Consider the following 19,315-nt stretch of genomic DNA (forward strand, 5'->3'; position numbering starts at 1 on the left):
GTCGCTACTAACATATGGTTATCTCAAATGCCGTAATCATCCAGGTTGACAAAACCCAATAAACATTTTGAAATCAAAATATGCGGCATCCGATGAACTCGACCCGAAGCAGTTCGGAGGGAGATTACTCATGAAAGCAGTCATTCTTGCCGGTGGTCAGGGCGTGCGGCTGAGACCCATTACCGAGAACATACCGAAGCCCATGGTGACGGTACTGGGAAAGCCGATCATGGAACACATCATAATGCACCTCGCCACCTACGGTTTTACCGATCTGCTGGCGACGCTGCATTACCGGCCCCGGGCAATCCGCGACCATTTCGGGGACGGTGGCGATTTCGGCGTCAACCTGCACTACACATTGGAGCACAAACCGCTGGGAACGGCCGGCTCGATCAAGCTGGGCGAGGCTTTTCTCGACGACACGTTCCTGATCATCGCCGGCGATGCCCTGACCGACTTCGACCTCGAGGCTTTTTGGGCTTTTCACAAGGCTCAAGGCGTGAAAGTCAGCCTGTGCCTCAAACGCGTTTCCGACCCCGGCGAATTCGGGGTCGTCGTGACCGACGAGAACGACCGCGTGGTCCGTTTCATGGAAAAGCCCGGCCTCAGCGAGCTGTGCAGCGACACGGTCAACACCGGCATCTATCTCATCGAGCCGGAAATCCTGGCAGCGATACCTACCGACATCCCGTACGACTTCGCCGGCGACCTTTTCCCCAAACTGCTGGACGAAGGGATTGCCCTGGCCGCCTATGTCGCGGAAGGCTACTGGAGCGATATCGGCACCCTGGATCAGCTCAAGCAGTCGCATTGGGATCTGCTCGACGGAAAGGTCCGACTTCCTCTCGGCGGAAATCTCATTGGTGAAAGAATATGGGTGGGTGACGGCGCGCGGATCGCGAAGGATGCCGAGCTGGGTTCGCCTTGCTGGATAGGCGACAACGTCCGCATCCGATCCGGCGTCAAGATCGGTTCTTATTCCGTCATTGCGCCCGATGTCGAAATCGACACCAGGGCCACCGTGAACCGCAGTATCGTCATGAAAAACTCGTTCGTCGGCGAGTCCAGCGATCTGCGCAACTGTATCGTCGGAGGCAGCAACGTGATCGAGGCGCGTTGCGAGATCGGCGACGATGCCATCATCGGCTCGCGCTGCCACCTGGGACGCCAGGTCGTGATCATGCCGGGAGTTTCGGTCTGGCCGGACAAGGAAATCAACAGCAATACCACGATACGCGAAAACCTGGTCTGGGAATCTCTGCTGCGGCCCTCGATTTTCGGATCGCGCGGCGTCAGCGGACTGGCCAATCTGCACATCACGCCCGAATACGCAGCGGCTCTGGGCAAGGCTTTCGGCAGTTGGATACAGCGCGGCGCCCGCGTCGCGGTCGCCCGCGATGCGCATCCGTTTTCGCGCCTGATCAAGCGGGCTTTCATTTCCGGCCTTTTGGCGGTGGGCGTGAATATCGACGATCTGGAAGAAGCCAGCCTGCCGGAAACCCGCTTCATCACCTGTTTCGGCCGCCATTTGAACGGCGGCGTCCATATCCGCATCTCGGACGAGCACCCCAGCGTCGCCGTCATCGAGCTGTTCGATTCCGAGGGCTTGCCGCTGCTGCGCAGCGCGCGACGCAAGATCGAAGCGGTGTTCCACCGGGCCGAGTTTCCCAAGGTATCGGTCGAAAACGTCGGCAATCTGAACTATCCGGGCCGCGTCGACGAACGCTACGCGGACCATCTTCGGCAGCATCTGAGCCGGGCCGCGACCCAACCCTGGATCGACCGCGTCCTCCATTATTGCCGCGAAGGCAATCTGGCGCGGATACTCGCCGACCTGCTCGGCAGCAACGGCCTGCATCATCTCGAATCCGAGGGCCGGGAGAATTGCGATGCCCACCTCGTACCCTACGAGGGAATCGCGGAAATCGCCCGGCTCAACCGAAAGATCGCCCTAATCATCGAGCGCAGCGGCGAGCGCCTGACCCTGGTCGACGAATTGGGAACCATTCACCGGGCGGAACGGACCCAGGAACTACTGACCGCCGCCTTCATCATCGGCGCCCCGCCCGAGGAACCGGTGTTCCTGCCGCCCGATCACCCGAAATTTCTGGCCGAACTGGCGGACGCCAGGGTACGGCGCGTAGTCATCACTCACAAGGAGCCGGCGGCGCAATTGAATGCGGTGAAGAAAGCCATGCAGACCGAAGACGTGTGGCTGCATCTCGTCCATTTTTATCTCGGCTACGGCGCGGTCGCGGCGTCTCTTCGACTGCTCGAATTCCTCGGCAGGGAACGCCTGACCCTGCACGACTTCGAACGCCAGATTCCCATCAGCCATTGCCGACGCCTGGTTCTGCATTGCCCCTGGGATCACATCGGCCGGGTGATGCGCGAACTGAGCCAGCGTCCGGAAGCACGCCTGAACGGAGCCCCTGAAGGCGTGCGTCTCGACCTGGACGGCGACTGGGTTTATGTCCTGCCGAGCGCCGATGCCCCACAGCTCGAGATCAGCATGGAAGCAGCCAACACCTCGCGGCTGGCGCAACTCGAACAAGAAGTCGGCCAGCGCGTGCGGAGCCTGATTCCATGACCGACGGCGTACCTTTTCTATTCGCGTCCGATTTGGACGGCACGCTCCTGCCCAACACCGGCAAGGTCCCGGAGGCCGGCTGCCTGGAGCGGACCCAGGCTCTACTGCGCGAACTTCTAGAGGCCGAGTGCCCGGTCTGCGTGGTCAGCGGACGCTATCTGGCTCTCGCGAGACAGGGGCAGGCGGTGTTTCGACTGCCGCAACCGACCTGGTGGATCTGCAACGTGGGCACCGAGGTTTACGACCACACCGGCAACCACGACCGCGAATGGCAAAAGCGGCTCGGGCCGCCCCTGGACCGCGAAGCCTTGCGCAGGTCGCTCAACAACATCGCGCGTCTGGCGCCGCAGGAGTCTCAAAAACAGGGACCGCACAAGTTCAGCTTTTATTATCCGGAGCCCCTCAGCCGGGAGCTGCGGGCGGAGATTTTGTATCGGGTCCGGGAGGTGCGAAAGAATTTACAGATGATCGTCAGCATGGAGGAATCCTCGCGACGGATGCTGCTCGACATCATCCCCGCGAACGCCGGGAAATCCCAGGCCTTGTGGTACGTCGCCGAGCGTTACGGCCTGGCCGGCGACCGTATCTTCTTCTCCGGCGACTCCGGAAACGATCTCGACGCGGTGCTCTCGGGGGTTTGCGGCGTGCTGGTCGGCAATACTCCTCACGAAGTCCGGAGCGAGGCCGCGGAACGGCAAAAGCGCCACGAGGACGCCAGAGTGTTCGTTGCCACTGCGTATTACGGCGACGGCATCATCGAAGGACTTTCCCACTACGGTCTGTGGCCGAGCCCTGCGGCCGTTTCCCGAACCAGACTTGACACCCCTCGGTGACCAGAATGCGAATCGCCTTCTTCTGCCCCCATAGCGATCCCCTGGCGGCCGCCGGCGAGCCGGATGCCGGCGGGCAATGCATCTACGAGGCCCGTGTCGCGGAACAACTCGCCCGGCTCGGAAATGAAGTCCGAGTCTTCACCCGGCGCTGGGGCGGAAAGCCGGCGCACGAGGACATCTGCGACGGCGCCGCGGTGTTCCGCTATCCGATGGGACCGGAAGGCTTTCTCCGCAAGGAAGACATGGGGCCTTATCTCGCGGAATTCGTCGATCGCACTTTACTCGGACAATCCGCCTGGCTGAGCCGGGCCGACGTCATCCACGGACACTACTGGGACGGCGGCGCAAGCTCGCTGTTCGCCAGCCTTTCGGTCGGCAAGCCGCTGCTGTTTACCAGCCACTCGTTGGGGCTCCTGAAGCGGGACCGGGTTGTCGATCCCACGGCGGACGGGACGAAGTTCCGCTACGATCTCCGCATACGCGCGGAAAAAAAGATCCTGGACGCGGCCGATGCCGTCATCGCGCTCAGTCGGACCGAACGTGACGCATTGACCGGGCGTTACGGCGTGAATGCCGAAAAAATCAAGATCATTCCCGGGGGCGTGGACACGGAGACCTTCCTGCTCAGACTGGAAAAGACCGGACTCCAGCGCGAGCTCGGTTTTACCACCGATTTTCTGCTGTTCACGGTCGGGAGGCTTGATCCCCGCAAGGGCTTTCTGGAGCTGCTCGAAGCCATACCACTCGTCGTCGAGCGCTTGGGTGCAGCCGGTAAAACCGTGACGTTCCTGATTCCGATCGGCCCGGAACGTCCGTCGCCCGAGGAGGCCGCCTACCGCGACGCGCTGCTCGAACGGGCCAAGCAACTGCGCATCAACTCCGCCATCCATTGGTTCAATCGCCTGAGCGACCAGGAACTGTTTCAGTATTACGCGGCCGCCGACCTGTTCCTGTGTCCATCCCCATACGAACCGTTCGGCCTGGTGCTGGTCGAGGCTTTCGCCTCGGGTACGCCGGTCGTCGCCACCTCCCACGGCGGCCCCACCGACATCGTTACCCCGGGGGTCAACGGCTATCTGGCCGATCCGTCGGACCCCCGCGCATTCGCCGGTCGAATTCTCGATGCACTTCTCGCTTCCGAAAACGAACGCCGCCGCATGCGGGCAGCCGCCGCGGAAAGAGCCAGGACCCGCTATGCCTGGCCGTCCGTGACCTCTTCCATCGCGGACGTTTATCGAACGGTACGGGGTGGAGGCTTTGCCGTACACTGACAGCCACGGCATCCGCATCCACTACCAAGTGGAAGGCAACGGGCCGCCACTGGTCATGCAGCACGGCTTTACCAGCAGTTCGAATGCATGGAGCCAGTTCGGATACGTCCAGGGGTTGTGCCGCGATTACCGGTGCATCCTGCTCGACGCCCGCGGCCACGGCGCCAGCGACAAGCCTCACGACCCGGCTGCCTATGCGCTGACCAATCGGGTCGCGGACGTCGTGGCGGTACTCGACGCCTTGCGGATTCAGCAAGCGAACTTCCTCGGCTTTTCCATGGGCGGCTGGATCGGCTTCGGCATGGCGAAATATGCGCCCGAGCGCATCAACGCTTTACTCATCGTCGGAGCGCATCCGTATGCGGACCCTAGCTGGGACGCCTTCCGAAACGTCGACGGCACCGATCCCGGAGCTTTTCTGGCCGCGCTCGAATCGGTTCTGGAACAGCGTATCCCGACGGAACTCCGTCCCCTCGTGCTGACCAACGACTTGCGGGCGCTCGCGGCAGCCGCACAGGAGCGGCCGGCGCTGGACGATGTTCTCCCGACCCTGGCCATGCCCTGCCTGCTCATCGTCGGAGAAGACGATGCGAGATGTCCGGCGGTACGGGAATGCGCAAGGCATCTTTCCGATGCCACCGTGGTCGCGCTGCCGGGTCTCAAGCACACGGAAAGTTTCATTCGCAGCGATCTCGTTCTTCCGCACGTCAAACGATTCCTGGCGGGCATACAGTCCTGATTCTCCGAGAGGAAACCATCAAGGCCAATCGTGTGCCGCGAATCGATCTGCCACGGCAGCCGGCGAGCAGTCCTCGGCCCATGGCCAAGACTGCGCCGCCCGAGACTGCCGGACCGATTCCGATGTCTGTCCGACATTCGGACGTGCCTTGCATCCTATTTCCAGGACGGTATCTGCGAAAACTCGAGTCGGTTTACCCTGGCCGAGTTCGCTGCAGCGCAATGCTATGTTTCATTAACCAATCCCCCCTCAAACGCCTGTTCCTGGTCTTCAAAAATAGCCATGGCCGTGGACATGCGCTTGAAACCGAATTGCCGGTAGAAGGATTCCTTGCCAGGGGCGGAGTACAAGAGAATTTTCTTATGGCCTTTTGAAAGTTCGACGAGCCTGGAAACAATCGATTTGCCGATGCCGCGGTGCTGATGCGTGGGGAGAACAGCCACGTCACAAATGTATGAGCAATCAACGCCATCCGCCAACGCCCGGCCAGCGCCTATCAGCTTTCCCGAATCGAACGCAAAACACTTGTATCGGCTATTCGAGAATGCAATTTTCAAGTCACCGGGTCTCTTGTCTCCAAGCGGGGCCACCCGATAAAGCCGGGATAGCTCATCCCAGTCGACGCTATCAAGCGAATCATAAAACTCAAAATCCAAGATAACCTCCCGAGAAAACATAACGACCAATCTCAGGCGCAGCCCGAACGGCACGCAGACGATTCGAAGCCGCCGTTGTCAACGAATGGCGGACTTCGGGGCAAAGCCTACGTCGGCACTTCCGTCGACGGCTTCGTTAATGACGTCAGCCGTATGCATTACACCGGCCGTATTTCGCTTCGCCGAGAATTAATCAAATGCGCCGAATAATGAGAGACTCATTGGCATTAAAAACGAAAAATTCCGAGCCATCATCCTTGCGATCATAAGAAACCGTTCTAGAACGCCTCCGGCGAGATCGGCGACGACCGCGCCAAGCATAACTCCGGGAACGGCATTAAGCACTGCGCCAAATCGGAAAAGCGCCTGGGAGCCGAAACCCGACTGACGGGGCTTCGGAGGTATTCCGGATGGCACCGGCACCTGATATGCGACTTGTCCATCATACTTTGCTAATATGGCAGCGATTGTGCGTGACTAGTGCTGAGCGCCCTTCATTTATTGTTCTTCTCGTCTCGTATTCCGGAGTGTTGCAATGGCAAATTATGCCGGCGATGTCACCATCCCTTACGACCACGATCTCGGCCCCGTGCTTTTCGAGCACTATGGGGCAGACACCGCGCGACGCGTGGCCGAAAGATCCGTCCGCCACGTGCTCGAAATCGCCGCAGGGACGGGAATCGTCACTCGTCACCTGCGTGACGTGCTCGCCAAGGATGCGCGACTGACCGCAATCGATATCAGCGATTCCATGCTGGAGGTTGCCCGCAGGAAGTTTCTTCCGCATGAAAAGGTTACTTTCCAGATCGCGGACGCTACGGCGCTGCCGTTCGATAACGAGGCGTTCGATACGGTAGTCTGCCAGTTTGGGGTCATGTTCTTCGATAAGGAGACGGCGTTTCGCGAGGTGCACCGGACACTGAGGCACGGAGGACGATACTTGTTCCGCGTCTGGGATTCGGAGCACTACAACCCCTATGCCGGCTTGAGCTTCGAGGTGCTGAAGCAATTCTTTCCGTCGGACACGCCCCGATTCCTCCTCGATACCGTTGCCTGCCATCAAATCGATCCGATCAAGGAAAAGCTAATTCGCGCCGGTTTTGATCGAATCGTCGTCTCTGTCCACCACAAGGAATACGACATCGTGGACGTAGCGACCTTCGCGCGGGCGCTTGTGTTCACTCCGCTCATCTTTGAAATTCGAGAACGCGGCGGCGTCGATCCAGAGGCGATCGCCCAGGCGCTAACGGAGGCTCTGATGAAAAAGTACGGCTCAAATCCCACCCGCTACCCGATGCAAGCCATTCTGTTCGAAGCGGAAAAGCCTTGAGTGCGGAGCAGACTTCGCCGGTTTGCCCGCTCAGCCTCTCGCAATCAACCGCGGCGTCTTCCTAGGCAACGCAAAGGCATCGAGCAGCCGGAGCGCTCGCGCCGCACTGATCGCCCGCGGGGAACTCGCCGCCCGGAACGTAGATCGTGGGAGAGGGCTTTTTCACAGCTTCCTTTGCGATCGAACGGGCCGGTTTCTGATTCCCCGGATGAATCCGATCATTTGTTCTAAATCCGGAAAAAGCCACGTAAACTAGACCGAAGTTTCCGGCCGTGCGCATGGACTTGTCTGTCTTATCTATTCAGACATCAAGCCTCGGATATTCCATGGTAGGTAAATAGGATGAGGCCAATTTACCGAACAGGCTCTGGTTTGCAACCAGTCCTCAGGCCGGGTTGAAGCTTTGCTGAAACCCGGCCGCTGCGCTTCTTGATAACTTCAACAGGTAAAAAGAAGGTCAATCATGGAAACCGTTTCGAGAACAAGCAAGAGCGATCTTTTCCAGGCTAGCCAGGTCGTGACCGACTGGGGACGAATAAAGCGCGCCAAGGTTCATCACATCGCCAAGCCCAAATCCGAGGAAGACCTGCGCGCCATCCTTGCGTACGCACGAGAAAACAAGCTGAAAATATCCATTCGCGGCATCGGTCATAACGCGGTAGGCCAGTCGTTTCTCGAAAACGGCATTATGGTCGACATGACCGGGCTGAACCAGGTTATCGAACTGGATGAAACCGGGAAAACCCTGCGCGTCCAGTGCGGAGCCACCTGGGAACGGGTAACCCAAGTATTGGAACCGAAGCGGCTCGGCGTTTCCACCAAGCAAGAGTTCGATATCTTTTCCATAGGCGGTTCTCTGGCGGCCAATGTCCATGGCAAGTCCATCGACTATCCCGCCATGATTTCCCACGTCCTATCCTTCCGCATACTCACCGCCGACGGGGAGATTCTCCATATCAGCCGCGATGAGCATCCCGATCTTTTCCGGGCGGCAATAGGCGGCTGGGGCTTGCTGGGCATCATCGTGGACGTAACCCTGCAACTGGTGGACGACCGCGTGGTGGAAAAATCGGAAGTGGTGTACATGAAAGGCGATCAGCTGGTCGCCGCCTATACCGAGCGCGTCAAACGCGACCCCGAAGCAACGCCGCTTTGTTACGGTTTTCTGGATACTCGCTTTACCAATGGTTTTTATGTCACCTATCGTTACCTGGACGATGGAAAAACCTATTCGCTGGATCAGCTCAAGCGGGACGAGGCCAACCCCATTTTTTTCGATATCTTCGTGTGGCTGCAAAGACATTGCAGCTTCATCAGGAGCAAAGCCTTCGGCTTGACCTGGGCGACCAGCGCAAAACCGGAAATCACATTGCGCAGTCGACGCTTGTTGCTATGGGATCGTGCACCCAAGTCATTCAACGACATGCTGCTGCAAAAATATTTTATTCCGGTCAAAAATTTTCCGGCCTTTTTGCCGAAGGCAAAAGCCATCCTGGAAGGCTATCAAAAAGACATCAAACTCTTGCTGCTCCATTTCCGTTATCAGCCTTTCAATGATGAGGCCATGTTGGCTTCCTTGCAGGATGAAGCCATGTGTTTTCTGCCGGTTTACCTGGCGGAAAAGGATAATCCCAAATGGGTTGCCGTCTACGAACAGGTCACCAATGATCTGTTAAACGAAGTTCTGTCCCATGAGGGCAGCTTTTATCTCACCTTTATTCCGGCGACCTTGGACCAGGTCCGTCGGGCTTATCCCCACTGGGACCGGTTCGTCGAAGTGAAGAATAAATACGATCCGGAAAATCGGTTTACCAGTCTGTTCTACGAGCGAATTCGTTCGTAACGGGTTGGGTTTCAAGCCTGCCGAAGATGTGTGGGAAGCTGCGCGGTCGTCGTCGGCAAAGCATCGCCGACCTGCGCCTCGATCCGTTGACCTTGCCGGCCCCATGAGCCGTCGGGAAACCTCTCACGACATTGTGTTCCGAGCGCCTCGCGGCACTTCCCACACAGCGTCTCAAAGCTTCCTCATCGGAGCCGCAGTCGAGAAAAACTGACGAATCCCGTAAAAAATCGCGCGGCAGAGCTTCGTTTGATGAGCGGCGTCCGCGAGCTTGCGCTCGCCCTCGGGGTTGGTGATGAATCCGGTTTCCACCAGAATGGACGGAATGTCGGGTGATTTCAGCACGGCAAATGCCGCCCGCTGAACTTCCGGGTGGTGCATGGGGAAGCTCTTCTTCAATTCCCATAACACGGCGGATGCGGCCCGCGCACTCGCTTCGGCGGTGGCGGCCTGGGACAGATCGATCAGCACTTTCGCCAGGGTTCCGTCCTTGTCGCGCAAGCTGACGCCGCCCACCAGATCAGCCGCATTCTCGCGCTGCGCCAGCCAGCGGGCCGCCGTGCTGCTGGCACCGCGCTCCGATAGCGTGAATACCGACATGCCCCTCGCACCGTCATGCACGTAAGCGTCGGCGTGCAAGGATACGAACAGGTCGGCCTGTGCCTTCCGAGCTCTTACCAGACGTTCTCGCAAGCTCAGAAAAGTGTCGCCCTTTCGTATCATGACCGGTTTCATTCCGGGCTCCACGTAAATCATGTCGTTCAGCTTGCGGGCGATGGACAGCACCACGTCCTTTTCCCGATGACCACCGGGACCGATGGCGCCGGTATCCTTGCCGCCATGCCCCGCGTCGATGGCCACCACGTGAACTTTGCGCTTACCGGAACGGCGTCGGATCGGTGCTTTTGCCGGCTTCGAGGATTCAAGCCGGCTAACGGTTTCCGAGCGGCCGGGCTCGATCAGTTCGACGATCAGCCGAACTCCCTTCCCGACCCGGTTGGTAAACGCTCTGTGCACCAGGGAACGCTTCAGGTCGACCGACAGTCGAATTCCTTTGCGTATCTTCGTATTTCGAATCTTGCCCAAAAAGGGGTGTGACGGCGGCGGCTGCTTCACGCCGGCTGAGAGTGTGGCATCCTCGATCTCGACCAGCAGCCGTTTCGGTTCGGCCCAGCGGATTACCCGGTATTCGGGTTTAGCGGTAAATTCGAACACCAAGCGAGCGCGATCCGACTTGTCTGCGGCCTGTATTGCCGTAAGCCTTACCGGTTCGGCCGATGCCGGCACCGTGATAAACGCCAGCAAGAGAACGAGGCCCAACGCGTCCACGAGTCGCGCCATAACTTCGGGAACAGATTGTTTCGACGGGCTGAGCGGAAGCAATTCGTTTTTCGTAACGGAATCAAGGAATCAAGGCGCCGGCTGTCATGACACTGGCTGCTGGCGCGCTTCGAACGCGGGATTCACGTGCTGCACGCCCGGCTTTTTTGATTTCAAAATGTTTGCACGAATGTGTCAACCCGATTTATCGTACTCTCATAAGTAAAACTGCTGATTGAAGCACCTCTACCGGTAGCCTCTACGCCCGGAACAGGCTGCTCGGCTTTATTTTGTTTTGACATCAAAGTAGACATGACCGAATTCACTGTATCACTGAGACCGGTCCTCTTCGGCGAACTCCTGCTGGATCATTTTCCCGATGGCTCGGTTGTTTTGGGAGGGGCTCCGTTGAACGTGGCCTGCCATCTCCGGGGGTTGGGCATTCAGCCCTTGCTGATAAGCCGCATCGGCGAAGATGAAGGCGGAACCATGGTGCGCGAGGCATTCAGGGACTGGGATCTGGACGACCGGGGCGTGCAGATCGATCCCGAACGCAAGACGGGAGCGGTGCAAGTGCGCATCGAGCACGGGGAGCCGGTATTCTGCATAGAACCCGAACGCGCTTACGACTTCATCGAAGCCCACGATGTCCCGCCATTTCCCATAGGTGGCGCCATCCTGTACCACGGTAGCTTGGCCGTTAGAAACGCCGTTTCGCGTCAAGCACTGGATTATCTGGTCAAACGCCATCGTCCTCCGATCTTCCTCGACGTCAATCTCCGTTCTCCCTGGTGGAATGCCGAGGATCTGCGGCCACTGCTGGAGCGGGCGAACTGGATCAAGTTGAACGCGGGAGAATTGGATGCCGTCACCGAGATCTACCGTTTGCCCGGAAAAACTCCGGAAGAACGGGCGGAAGGCTTGCGAGCCCTCTGCGGAGCGGAATACGTGGTGGTAACCCTGGGCGCAGCCGGCGCGTTTGCCGTCTGCGCCGATGGAAATACGTCCCGGGTGCGGCCCGATACATCAATAAGCGTGGTGGATACCGTCGGGGCGGGAGACGCCTTCAGTGCCACGCTGCTGGTCGGCCTGATTTGGCGTTGGCCCTTGCAGGACACCTTGGAGCGAGCGCAGGAGCTGGCCGGATTCATATGCAGCGTGCGCGGCGCCGTCAGCCGCGATCTGGCTTTTTATCGAAAACTGCGTGAATCCTGGAAAATTTGACCCCGGACCGGAACCGGACGCACCCCATCCTTTTCCGGTCCAGGCCTGCCCAAGGAATCACGAGCGCCAAGCACAGGTGTTTTGAACACGTCCTATTTGGGCAAATCCACCGTTTGCCCCAGCACGTCTCTCATGTACAGCATCTGCACCAGCACCATGGCAATGACCATCAGCGCCGGGGCGAGCAGCAGCCCGAGGATGCCGAAACCCGCCCCCATTACGAGCTGCGCGATCAGCAGCATGGCCGGCGGGAGAGAGACGACTCGTTGCTGGATGTAAGGCGTGATCAGATAGCCTTCCAGGGCTTGTATCACGAGATACAGAATCGCCACATACAACGCGGTCCAGCCGCTTTTCGAAAGACCCACCATGATGGCCGGCACGGCGGCGATAAGCGGCCCGATATTGGGGATGAAATCCAGAATAGCCGCCACCAGTCCCAGGATGAAGGCGAAAGGCACGCCCATTACCGCCAGGCCGACGCCGGTCATCACTCCCACCGCGAGCATGGCGGCGAGGCGCCCGATCAACCACCAGCGAAGAGCTTGCGCCAGCCGGTTGAACGCCTCCCAGACGCGTCCCCTGCGCTCTTCCGGAAACAGGTGTGCGGTACCGTCGATGTAAGTCCTGGGGTCGGCCGCGAAATAAAGCCCCAGCACGAATACAATGAAAAGACTGCCCACGGCGCCGATGGCGGTCGAAAAGACCCCGGCGATTTTCGATAACTGGTCAGGATCGGTCAGCGCCCCGCTGACTCGGGCCAGCGAGTCCAGAACCGCGGGCCCCCAGGCATACTGTCCGAGATCATTCCGCAGTCGGTCCAGGGCACCCGGCAACTCCCGGTATAACTGATAGAAACCGTCGGCGATCGAGGGACCGTACAGTACGAGAATCAGCACGCCGGCACCGAGCAACGCCAGCGTAACCACCATCAGAGACCAGCCCATCGGCAAAGGCGTATTCCGAGTGACGAATCCGGAAAGCCAGCGCAGGAAGAGTGCGAAAAGAATGCTCGCGAACACCAGCAAGATGATTTGCACGACCTGCCACATGGCCAAAATCAGCGCAACCACCGCGACGGCAACGACCGCGACGATCAGCGTACGCTTCGTTAGCGGTCCCTCGCCGTTCCGTGTTCCGTCGGTTTCCTCATCCATCATGGCATCCCTTTTCGGAAAAGGGGGTTGTCGCGGGCACTCAGACAATAAAGACCCGCCCGGAAACGGATTTATCCCGGCCTGTCCTGCCGCGTGGCCTTTGAATCGGTCCAAGAAATGATGAGGGAAAAGAGATGCAAGCCCTGGGCAAACTTATGAATCATCGATTCGCTGCCGCACTCCGGCCGCTCCTCGGTGCTGCCGGGTCCGCCGTAGCCCGCGAGTTTCGAACGCTCCTGCTGATGCTTTTGGCGACCGGCGGACTTTGGGGCTTCATCGAACTCGCCGACGAGGTCGCCGAGGGCCAGACCCATGACATCGACACCGCGATTCTTCTGGCCTTGCGGAATCCCGCGGATCCGACCGACCCGCTCGGCCCGAGGTGGGTCGAGGAACTGTTCCGCGATTTTACCGCCCTGGGCGGCGTCGGCGTGATCGTGTTCATCACCCTGGCTAGCGCCGGTTATCTCGCCCTACAGCGAAAATATCGAGCTCTGCTCCTGCTGACCATCGCCGTCTCCGGCAGCTTGCTCATCAACACGGCGCTCAAGCTCGGCTTCGACCGCCCCCGCCCTGATCTCGTGCCTCACGGCGCCTACGTCTACACCGCGAGCTTTCCCAGCGGCCACGCGATGCTGGCCACCGCCACGTATCTGACCCTGGGTGCCCTGCTCGCGCGAGTGCTGCCCGATCGGCGCACCAAGCTCTTCGTGCTGACCATGGCCGTCGTGCTCTGCCTGCTGGTCGGCTTCAGCCGTGTGTACCTGGGGGTGCATTGGCCGTCGGACGTCGCCGCAGGCTGGATGGTCGGAACCGCCTGGGCCTTGCTCTGGTGGCTGGTGGCCCGCTGGCTGCAAAGGGAGCGGATCGTAGAGGAAACGGAGACCTAAGCATAAGCCTCCGGCTGTCGAAGGACTTAATCCATTCGGCATTCGAATGAACATTGATCGTAGGATGGGTAGAGCGAAGCGAAACCCATCGACAGCGGGTTCGCCCCTCGTCTCCGCTCGGAACAGGCCGTTCGACTCGGCTCAGGGGGAACGGCCGACCGGCCCCAATCGGAGCTTCCTTAAGAAAGCTCCGAATAAGCCCTCTCCCTCTGGGAGAGGGTCCGTTAAATCAATCAGTTGCACAGGTCGCTTCTCCGAATTGGAAACTTACCGTACGTAAAGAAAGTAAAGCCCTATTCGAATCGCCCTCATCCCACCCCAATCACTCCGCACATTCCCTGTGCGGAGCCGCAAGCGGCGCTCACGTGTGCCAATCGGCCTCGCCACGCGACGCCGTCCCGCTTCGCTCGCGAGTCCGGGGCAGCCCATCCCCGGCCTGCCTGCTCGTCGCGTTGCGCCTCGCCCTGCCGATTTGTCCCAGAGGGAAAGGGATTCTTATCGCTTTACTTTCTTGACCATTAGTAATCTCGGAACTCCCTTAACCGCGCTCTCCCGAGCCGACCCGCTCGCTGGCAATGACGGTGTAATAAGCCGGCACCACGAACAGCGTGAACAACGTGCCGATCGCCATGCCGGCGCCCAGCACGAAACCGATGGCGAAGCGGCTTTCGGCGCCGGGCCCCGAGGCGAACCAGAGCGGGATCATGCCGACCAGGGTCGCGATCGTGGTCATCAGGATCGGGCGAAGCCGGATCGCCGCCGCGGTTTCCATCGCCCGGCGGCGGTCCAGCCCCTCGCGCCTCTGGACTTCGTTGGCGAATTCCACCAGGAGAATGCCATGGCGGATGATGGAACCGATCAGGGTCAAAAGGCCCACCTGGGTGTAGATGTTGACGGTGACTACTCCCAGCGCCATGAACAGCAGCGCCCCGGCCAGCGACATGGGCACGCTCACCAGCATGATGGCGGGATCGCGGAAACTTTCGAACTGCGCGCCCAGGACCAGATAGATCAGGATCACCGACAGAAAAAACGCGGTGACCAGTTCCGCGCTTTCCTGCACGTACTGGCGCGATTGTCCTTTCCAGTCGGTGACGTATTCGCCGGGCAAGATTTCGGCTGCGGCCGTCCTCAGAAAATCCACCGCCTCGCCGAGCGTCACCCCCGGCGCCGGAACCCCGGACAAGGTCGCCGCATTGAGCTGGTTGAACCGAACCAACTCTCGGGGCTGGACCGTTTGCGTCAGGTGGACAATGGTCGAAGCGGGAATCAGGGTGCCGTTCCGGGCGCGGAGATAATAGTTTTCGAGCTGTTCGGGGCGAAGCCGATGGACGCGCTCTACCTGGGGAATGACCCGATAGCTGCGGTCGCGGACGCTGAAATAATTGACATAGCCTTCGCTCAGCAAGGAGGAAAGGTCGCCGCCCAATTGCTGCATGTCGATGCCGAGATCGGCCGCTTTGCCGCGATCGATCTCCACTTGCACCTGGAGCCGGTCGTAATGGAGATCGGTTTCGATGAAGTCGAATTTGCCGCTTTGGCGCGCCCGATCCAGCAGCCGCTGCACCGCATCGGAAAGCGCCTCGGTTTCCTCGGTGGTGCCGATGACCCACTGCAGCGGGGTTCCGCCGCCCGCGCCCGGCAGCGCGGGCGGCGGGAACACCGCGCTCTGCAGGCCGGCGACGCCGTTCACCCGATCCTGCAATTCGGGCATGATGTCGAACTGGCTCTGCTCCCGCGCGTCCCAGTCCTTCATCGACATGCCGGCGAAGGCCTGATAGGCGCTGCCCACGCCGCCTCCGCCCGGCGCCACGCCGTTGATGACGAACGAATGGTCGGTGGCGTCGAAACCTTGAATGATCTCGCCGACCCGGCCGGTCCAGCGTTCCAGGTAATCAATGGAAACGTTGGGATCGGCGGTGGCCTGCACGATGAGAAAGCCTTGGTCTTCCGTCGGCGCGAGCTCGTCCTCGGCGGCGGTATAGAGAAAAAAGCAGGCGACCAGCACGACGCCTCCGAACAGCAGCACCAGCCCGCGCTGCTCCAGGGTGGCGTGGAGGAGACGGCCATAACGCTCGGCCACCCATCCGAAGCCTGCGTCCACCCGGCGGCTGAGCCCGCGTTTCCCGGTTTCCCGCCTGAGCAGCTTGGAGCACAGCATGAACGACAGGGTCAGGCCGACGACGCCCGAGATCAGCGTCGCCCCGACCACCGTGAAGGCGAACTCGGTGAAGAGATTTCCGGTGAGCCCCGTCATGAAGCCGATGGGCGCATACACCGCCACCACCACGATGTTCATGGCGACGATGGGCGCCGCAAGTTCGCGCCCGCTTTCGAGGGTGGCCTCGAACCTGCTCTTGCCCTCCTCCATGTGGCGGTGGACGTTCTCCACGATGACGATGCCGTCGTCGACCACCATGCCGATGGCGAGGATCAGCGCCAAGAGGGTCAGGAGATTGAGGGTGAATCCCATGACCAGGATCAGGAACAGCGAGCCCACCAGCGACAGCGGCATGGCCACGGCGGGCACCAGCGCGGCGCGGGCCGACCCCAGGAACAGATAGATGACGCCGGTCACGATGGTCAGCGCCTCGGCCAGTGAAACCAGCACCTCACGCATCGAGTCGCGGATGAAGTCGGTGCTGTCGTAAACGATGACGCCCCGGATGCCCGCGGGCAATTGCCGCTGAATATCGGGAAAGACTTCCCGCACGCTCGCCGCGACATCCAGGGTATTGGCCGTGGGCGCGGCCTCCACGGCGATGAACACCCCCGGAACGCCGTCGAAATACACCGAGGTGTTGTAGGACTCCGCGCCCAGGGACACGTCCGCCACGTCCCGCAACCGAATCAGCGCGCCGTTGTCCTCCCGCACCACCAGCCGCTCGAACTCCTCCACCGAGTGCAGATTGGTCGCGGCATCCAGCGAGATGGAGAGCATCGGTCCCTTGGTCGACCCCACCGCGGCGATGAAGTTGTTGGCCTCGAGCGCCGCGCGGACGTCGGTCGACGTGACCCGGAACGCCGCCATGCGCTTCGGGTCCAGCCACACGCGCATGGCCACCGTCTGCCCGCCCAGGACCGGCGCCTCCTGCACGCCGATCAGGGTTTCCAGGCGCGGCCGAACGGCGCGGTTGAGATAATCGGTTACCTGGTTGCGCTCCAGCACCTCGCTGTAAAAGGCGATGTACATGGCGGCGGTCGGCTCGCCCGGAGTGACGGTAACGATCGGATCCTCGCTGCCCGGCGGCAACCGGTTCCGCACCTGGTTGATCTTGGTGATGATCTGGGCGACCGCGGCGTTGGGATCGTAATTGAGCAAAAGCCTCGCCCGGATGGTACTGGTACCCTGGACGCTGGTCGATTCGAGATAGTCGATGCCCTCGGCGGTGGCGATGGCCTGTTCCAGGGGCGTGGTGATGAATCCTCGGACGAGTTCCGCGTCGGCACCGAAATAAGGAGTCGAAATGGTGATGACCGAGGAGTAGGTCTCGGGATACTCGCGGACATTGAGGGTTAGAATCGACCGCAATCCCAGCATCAGAATCACCAGGCTGATCACCGAGGCCAGTACCGGCCGCTTGATGAAGAGATCGGTGAAGCCGCCCATTACGGTTCTTCCGGGATCGGATCGATGTCCGGCAGTACCTCCCGGTCCGAGATGAGCACCCGCGCCCCGTCGCCGAGCTTGAGCTGGCCCGAGGTGACCACCCGGTCGCCGGGCGCGATACCCTTTCGAATTTCCACCTTTAGCCCGCGCCGCTCGCCGGTGGTGACGAAAACTCGCTCTACGCGATAAACGCGCGCGTCCCGGGTTTCGGAAGAAGACACGGCCGGTTCGACGCGATTGTCGCTAGGCGGCGCGGGAGCGGCCTCGCCCGCCGGATTCTCTTCCCGGATCAAGAAGGCGACATCGCCGTAAGGACTGTAGCTGATCGCCGTATTCGGAACCGTCACCACCCGGTGTTCGTCGGGAAGCGTCACGATGACGTCGGCGAACATGCCCGGCCGAAGCAGGCGATCCGAATTGGGTAGCGTGGCGCGCACGCTGAAATTATGGGTTCCCCGGTCGATCTGCGGACTGACCGCGCTGATTTCGCCTTCGAAAACCTGATCGGGGTAGGCGTCGACCCGCACCCGGACGGGCAGACCGGGTCCGATAACGCCGTAATGGCGGCTGGGCAGGGTGAAATCCGTGTAGATGGGGACGATCGATTGCAAATCGACCACGGCCTGGCCGGGTTCCAGATATTGCCCGAGATTGATGTAGCGGAGTCCGAGAATACCGGCGAACGGCGCCTCGATTCGCTTCTTGCCGATCAGCACACGCTGCTCCCGGACCTGGGCTTCCAGTGTTTCCACCCGGGTGGCCGCCTGCTCCCGCTCGGACTCCGACGCGAAGCGCCGCTGCCCCAGCTCACGGATTCGCACCAGATCGCGGCGCGCCTGTTCGGCCTCCGCCTCCAGGCGCTCCAGCCGAGCCCGGTCGATATCGGTATTGAATCGCACCAGGGGCGCCCCCTGCTCCACTTCGGCGCCCGATTCGAAGCCGATGGTTTCCGCCATGCCCGCGACTTCGGTGGTCACTTGTACCCCGTGCACGGCGACGAGGTTGCCGATGGTGTCCAGTTCGGTCCGCCAGACCTCCGCCTCGGCATGGGCTGCCGTCACGGTGACGGGAGGAATCTCCGGCGGCTCCGCGGAACCCCGTACACCGGCAATTCGCGGCCAAAGCCAATAACCGACCAACGCCAAGACGGCCAGAACGACCAGGGTCGTCCGTTGCCGAAACCGCGCGGCTAGCGCGCTGGCCGTTTTCCGCGCCGTACTTCGCGACATTCGAGGCTGTCGTTAACCGGAAATCTGAAGATCGAATCAGAGCCGGACTGTCTTCCCGGACCTTTCCATGCTCCCCATCGGTTTTCGATAAACCTAAAAACCACAGTTGACTACCGAAATGACCGCAATGCCCCATCAGCCGCCGCATTCCCTCACCCCAACCCCTCTCCCGGAGGGCGAGGGGCTAAACGCCCTTCTCCCGAACTTCAAAACGCCCTCTCCCTTTGGGAGAGGGTCTTGGAGAAGGGCTGGGGATGAGGGCCTAGCGCTTTTCAGGTTGTATCCAACTGCCGGATTTAGGATAAAGGACATTCGCGAAATCCGGAACTCTCCGCCCGAACCGCGACATCCCGCACACCGCGAAGGTCGATAAGATACACTTCCGAGATGCACGCGAATCTCCTCTCGCATTTCTGGAAACTGCTCCTGTGGGGTCCATAGCCGATTATCCGGCTGACGACGATATCTTATGCCCCGGAAAGTCGAAGCGCGATGATATCCGGCAGTCTTCGGGAAACACCTGTTGGGATCTCGCAGCCATTCCGTTGTCAAGGAGGGGTATCGGACATATGGCCGCCCGCGCCGAACCGGCAGCGCGGAGCACGGCTCATCCGTAGCAATTC

Annotated in this window: 13 protein-coding genes; 8 read left to right on the forward strand and 5 right to left on the reverse strand. The window is 60.5% G+C overall.

What is annotated here, in order from left to right; genetic code table 11:
- Positions 1–130: 130 nt before the first annotated feature.
- The 4 genes from sS8_RS09710 to sS8_RS09725 are packed head-to-tail and all read left to right on the forward strand — an operon-like array spanning position 131 to position 5,436.
- Entirely contained in the window at positions 131–2,593 is a 2,463-nt protein-coding gene (locus tag sS8_RS09710; RefSeq protein ID WP_119629475.1) for a sugar phosphate nucleotidyltransferase, read from the forward strand.
- Positions 2,590–3,426: an HAD-IIB family hydrolase gene (locus tag sS8_RS09715; RefSeq protein WP_119629476.1), complete on the forward strand. Its 837-nt coding sequence runs from the start codon at positions 2,590–2,592 to the stop codon at positions 3,424–3,426. Before sS8_RS09710 ends, sS8_RS09715 begins: the two co-directional genes overlap by 4 nt.
- A 5-nt stretch (positions 3,427–3,431) precedes the next feature.
- Positions 3,432–4,697 carry a glycosyltransferase gene (locus sS8_RS09720; RefSeq protein WP_119629477.1) on the forward strand — a complete coding sequence of 422 codons (1,266 nt, stop codon included), beginning with the start codon at positions 3,432–3,434 and terminating at the stop codon, positions 4,695–4,697.
- Positions 4,684–5,436: an alpha/beta fold hydrolase gene (locus sS8_RS09725; protein WP_119632693.1), complete on the forward strand. Its 753-nt coding sequence runs from the start codon at positions 4,684–4,686 to the stop codon at positions 5,434–5,436. Before sS8_RS09720 ends, sS8_RS09725 begins: the two co-directional genes overlap by 14 nt.
- A 224-nt stretch (positions 5,437–5,660) precedes the next feature.
- Here sS8_RS09725 and sS8_RS09730 read toward each other — a convergent pair whose 3' ends face one another.
- Entirely contained in the window at positions 5,661–6,092 is a 432-nt protein-coding gene (locus sS8_RS09730) for a GNAT family N-acetyltransferase (protein WP_119632694.1), read from the reverse strand.
- Positions 6,093–6,627: 535 nt separating this feature from the next.
- Here sS8_RS09730 and sS8_RS09735 point away from each other — a divergent pair.
- The gene (locus tag sS8_RS09735) at positions 6,628–7,422 is read left to right on the forward strand and encodes a class I SAM-dependent methyltransferase (protein WP_119629478.1); all 795 of its coding nucleotides are present in this window, start codon (positions 6,628–6,630) and stop codon (positions 7,420–7,422) included.
- A 463-nt stretch (positions 7,423–7,885) separates the two neighbouring features.
- Positions 7,886–9,265 carry an FAD-binding oxidoreductase gene (locus tag sS8_RS09740; protein WP_119629479.1) on the forward strand — a complete coding sequence of 460 codons (1,380 nt, stop codon included), beginning with the start codon at positions 7,886–7,888 and terminating at the stop codon, positions 9,263–9,265.
- 171 nt (positions 9,266–9,436) lie between these two features.
- Here sS8_RS09740 and sS8_RS09745 read toward each other — a convergent pair whose 3' ends face one another.
- The gene (locus sS8_RS09745; RefSeq protein WP_197716730.1) at positions 9,437–10,603 is read right to left on the reverse strand and encodes an N-acetylmuramoyl-L-alanine amidase; all 1,167 of its coding nucleotides are present in this window, start codon (positions 10,601–10,603) and stop codon (positions 9,437–9,439) included.
- Between the two features lie 279 nt (positions 10,604–10,882).
- On the opposite strand from sS8_RS09745, the gene sS8_RS09750 reads away from it, so the two are divergent.
- Complete coding sequence (locus sS8_RS09750; RefSeq protein WP_269461506.1) at positions 10,883–11,806, forward strand: PfkB family carbohydrate kinase; 924 nt, start codon at positions 10,883–10,885, stop codon at positions 11,804–11,806.
- A 92-nt stretch (positions 11,807–11,898) separates the two neighbouring features.
- On the opposite strand, the gene sS8_RS09755 is transcribed toward sS8_RS09750, so the two are convergent.
- Positions 11,899–12,966 (reverse strand): AI-2E family transporter, encoded by a 1,068-nt coding sequence (locus sS8_RS09755; RefSeq protein WP_119629481.1) that lies wholly within the window; start codon positions 12,964–12,966, stop codon positions 11,899–11,901.
- A 152-nt stretch (positions 12,967–13,118) separates the two neighbouring features.
- Between sS8_RS09755 and sS8_RS09760 the strand changes: the two genes are divergently transcribed.
- Positions 13,119–13,853, forward strand: coding sequence for a phosphatase PAP2 family protein (locus sS8_RS09760; RefSeq protein WP_197716731.1), 735 nt, complete (start codon positions 13,119–13,121; stop codon positions 13,851–13,853).
- A gap of 538 nt (positions 13,854–14,391) precedes the next feature.
- Here the strand turns inward: sS8_RS09760 and sS8_RS09765 are convergent.
- Entirely contained in the window at positions 14,392–17,463 is a 3,072-nt protein-coding gene (locus sS8_RS09765; RefSeq protein ID WP_119629483.1) for an efflux RND transporter permease subunit, read from the reverse strand.
- Positions 17,463–18,692, reverse strand: coding sequence for an efflux RND transporter periplasmic adaptor subunit (locus tag sS8_RS09770; protein WP_119629484.1), 1,230 nt, complete (start codon positions 18,690–18,692; stop codon positions 17,463–17,465). The genes sS8_RS09765 and sS8_RS09770 overlap by 1 nt, the downstream gene beginning before the upstream one ends.
- Between the last annotated feature and the right edge of the window lie 623 nt (positions 18,693–19,315).

Source organism: Methylocaldum marinum (genome assembly GCF_003584645.1).
GTDB lineage: Bacteria > Pseudomonadota > Gammaproteobacteria > Methylococcales > Methylococcaceae > Methylocaldum > Methylocaldum marinum.

Excerpts from the sequence above, each read along its gene's own strand:
- sS8_RS09735 (WP_119629478.1), top strand. The coding sequence starts at position 6,628 with ATGGCAAATTATGCCGGCGATGTCACCATCCCTTACGACCACGATCTC.
- sS8_RS09715 (WP_119629476.1), top strand. The coding sequence starts at position 2,590 with ATGACCGACGGCGTACCTTTTCTATTCGCGTCCGATTTGGACGGCACG.
- sS8_RS09745 (WP_197716730.1), bottom strand. The coding sequence starts at position 10,603 with ATGGCGCGACTCGTGGACGCGTTGGGCCTCGTTCTCTTGCTGGCGTTT.
- sS8_RS09770 (WP_119629484.1), bottom strand. The coding sequence starts at position 18,692 with ATGTCGCGAAGTACGGCGCGGAAAACGGCCAGCGCGCTAGCCGCGCGG.
- sS8_RS09720 (WP_119629477.1), top strand. The coding sequence starts at position 3,432 with ATGCGAATCGCCTTCTTCTGCCCCCATAGCGATCCCCTGGCGGCCGCC.
- sS8_RS09765 (WP_119629483.1), bottom strand. The coding sequence starts at position 17,463 with ATGGGCGGCTTCACCGATCTCTTCATCAAGCGGCCGGTACTGGCCTCG.
- sS8_RS09710 (WP_119629475.1), top strand. The coding sequence starts at position 131 with ATGAAAGCAGTCATTCTTGCCGGTGGTCAGGGCGTGCGGCTGAGACCC.
- sS8_RS09760 (WP_197716731.1), top strand. The coding sequence starts at position 13,119 with ATGAATCATCGATTCGCTGCCGCACTCCGGCCGCTCCTCGGTGCTGCC.
- sS8_RS09740 (WP_119629479.1), top strand. The coding sequence starts at position 7,886 with ATGGAAACCGTTTCGAGAACAAGCAAGAGCGATCTTTTCCAGGCTAGC.
- sS8_RS09755 (WP_119629481.1), bottom strand. The coding sequence starts at position 12,966 with ATGATGGATGAGGAAACCGACGGAACACGGAACGGCGAGGGACCGCTA.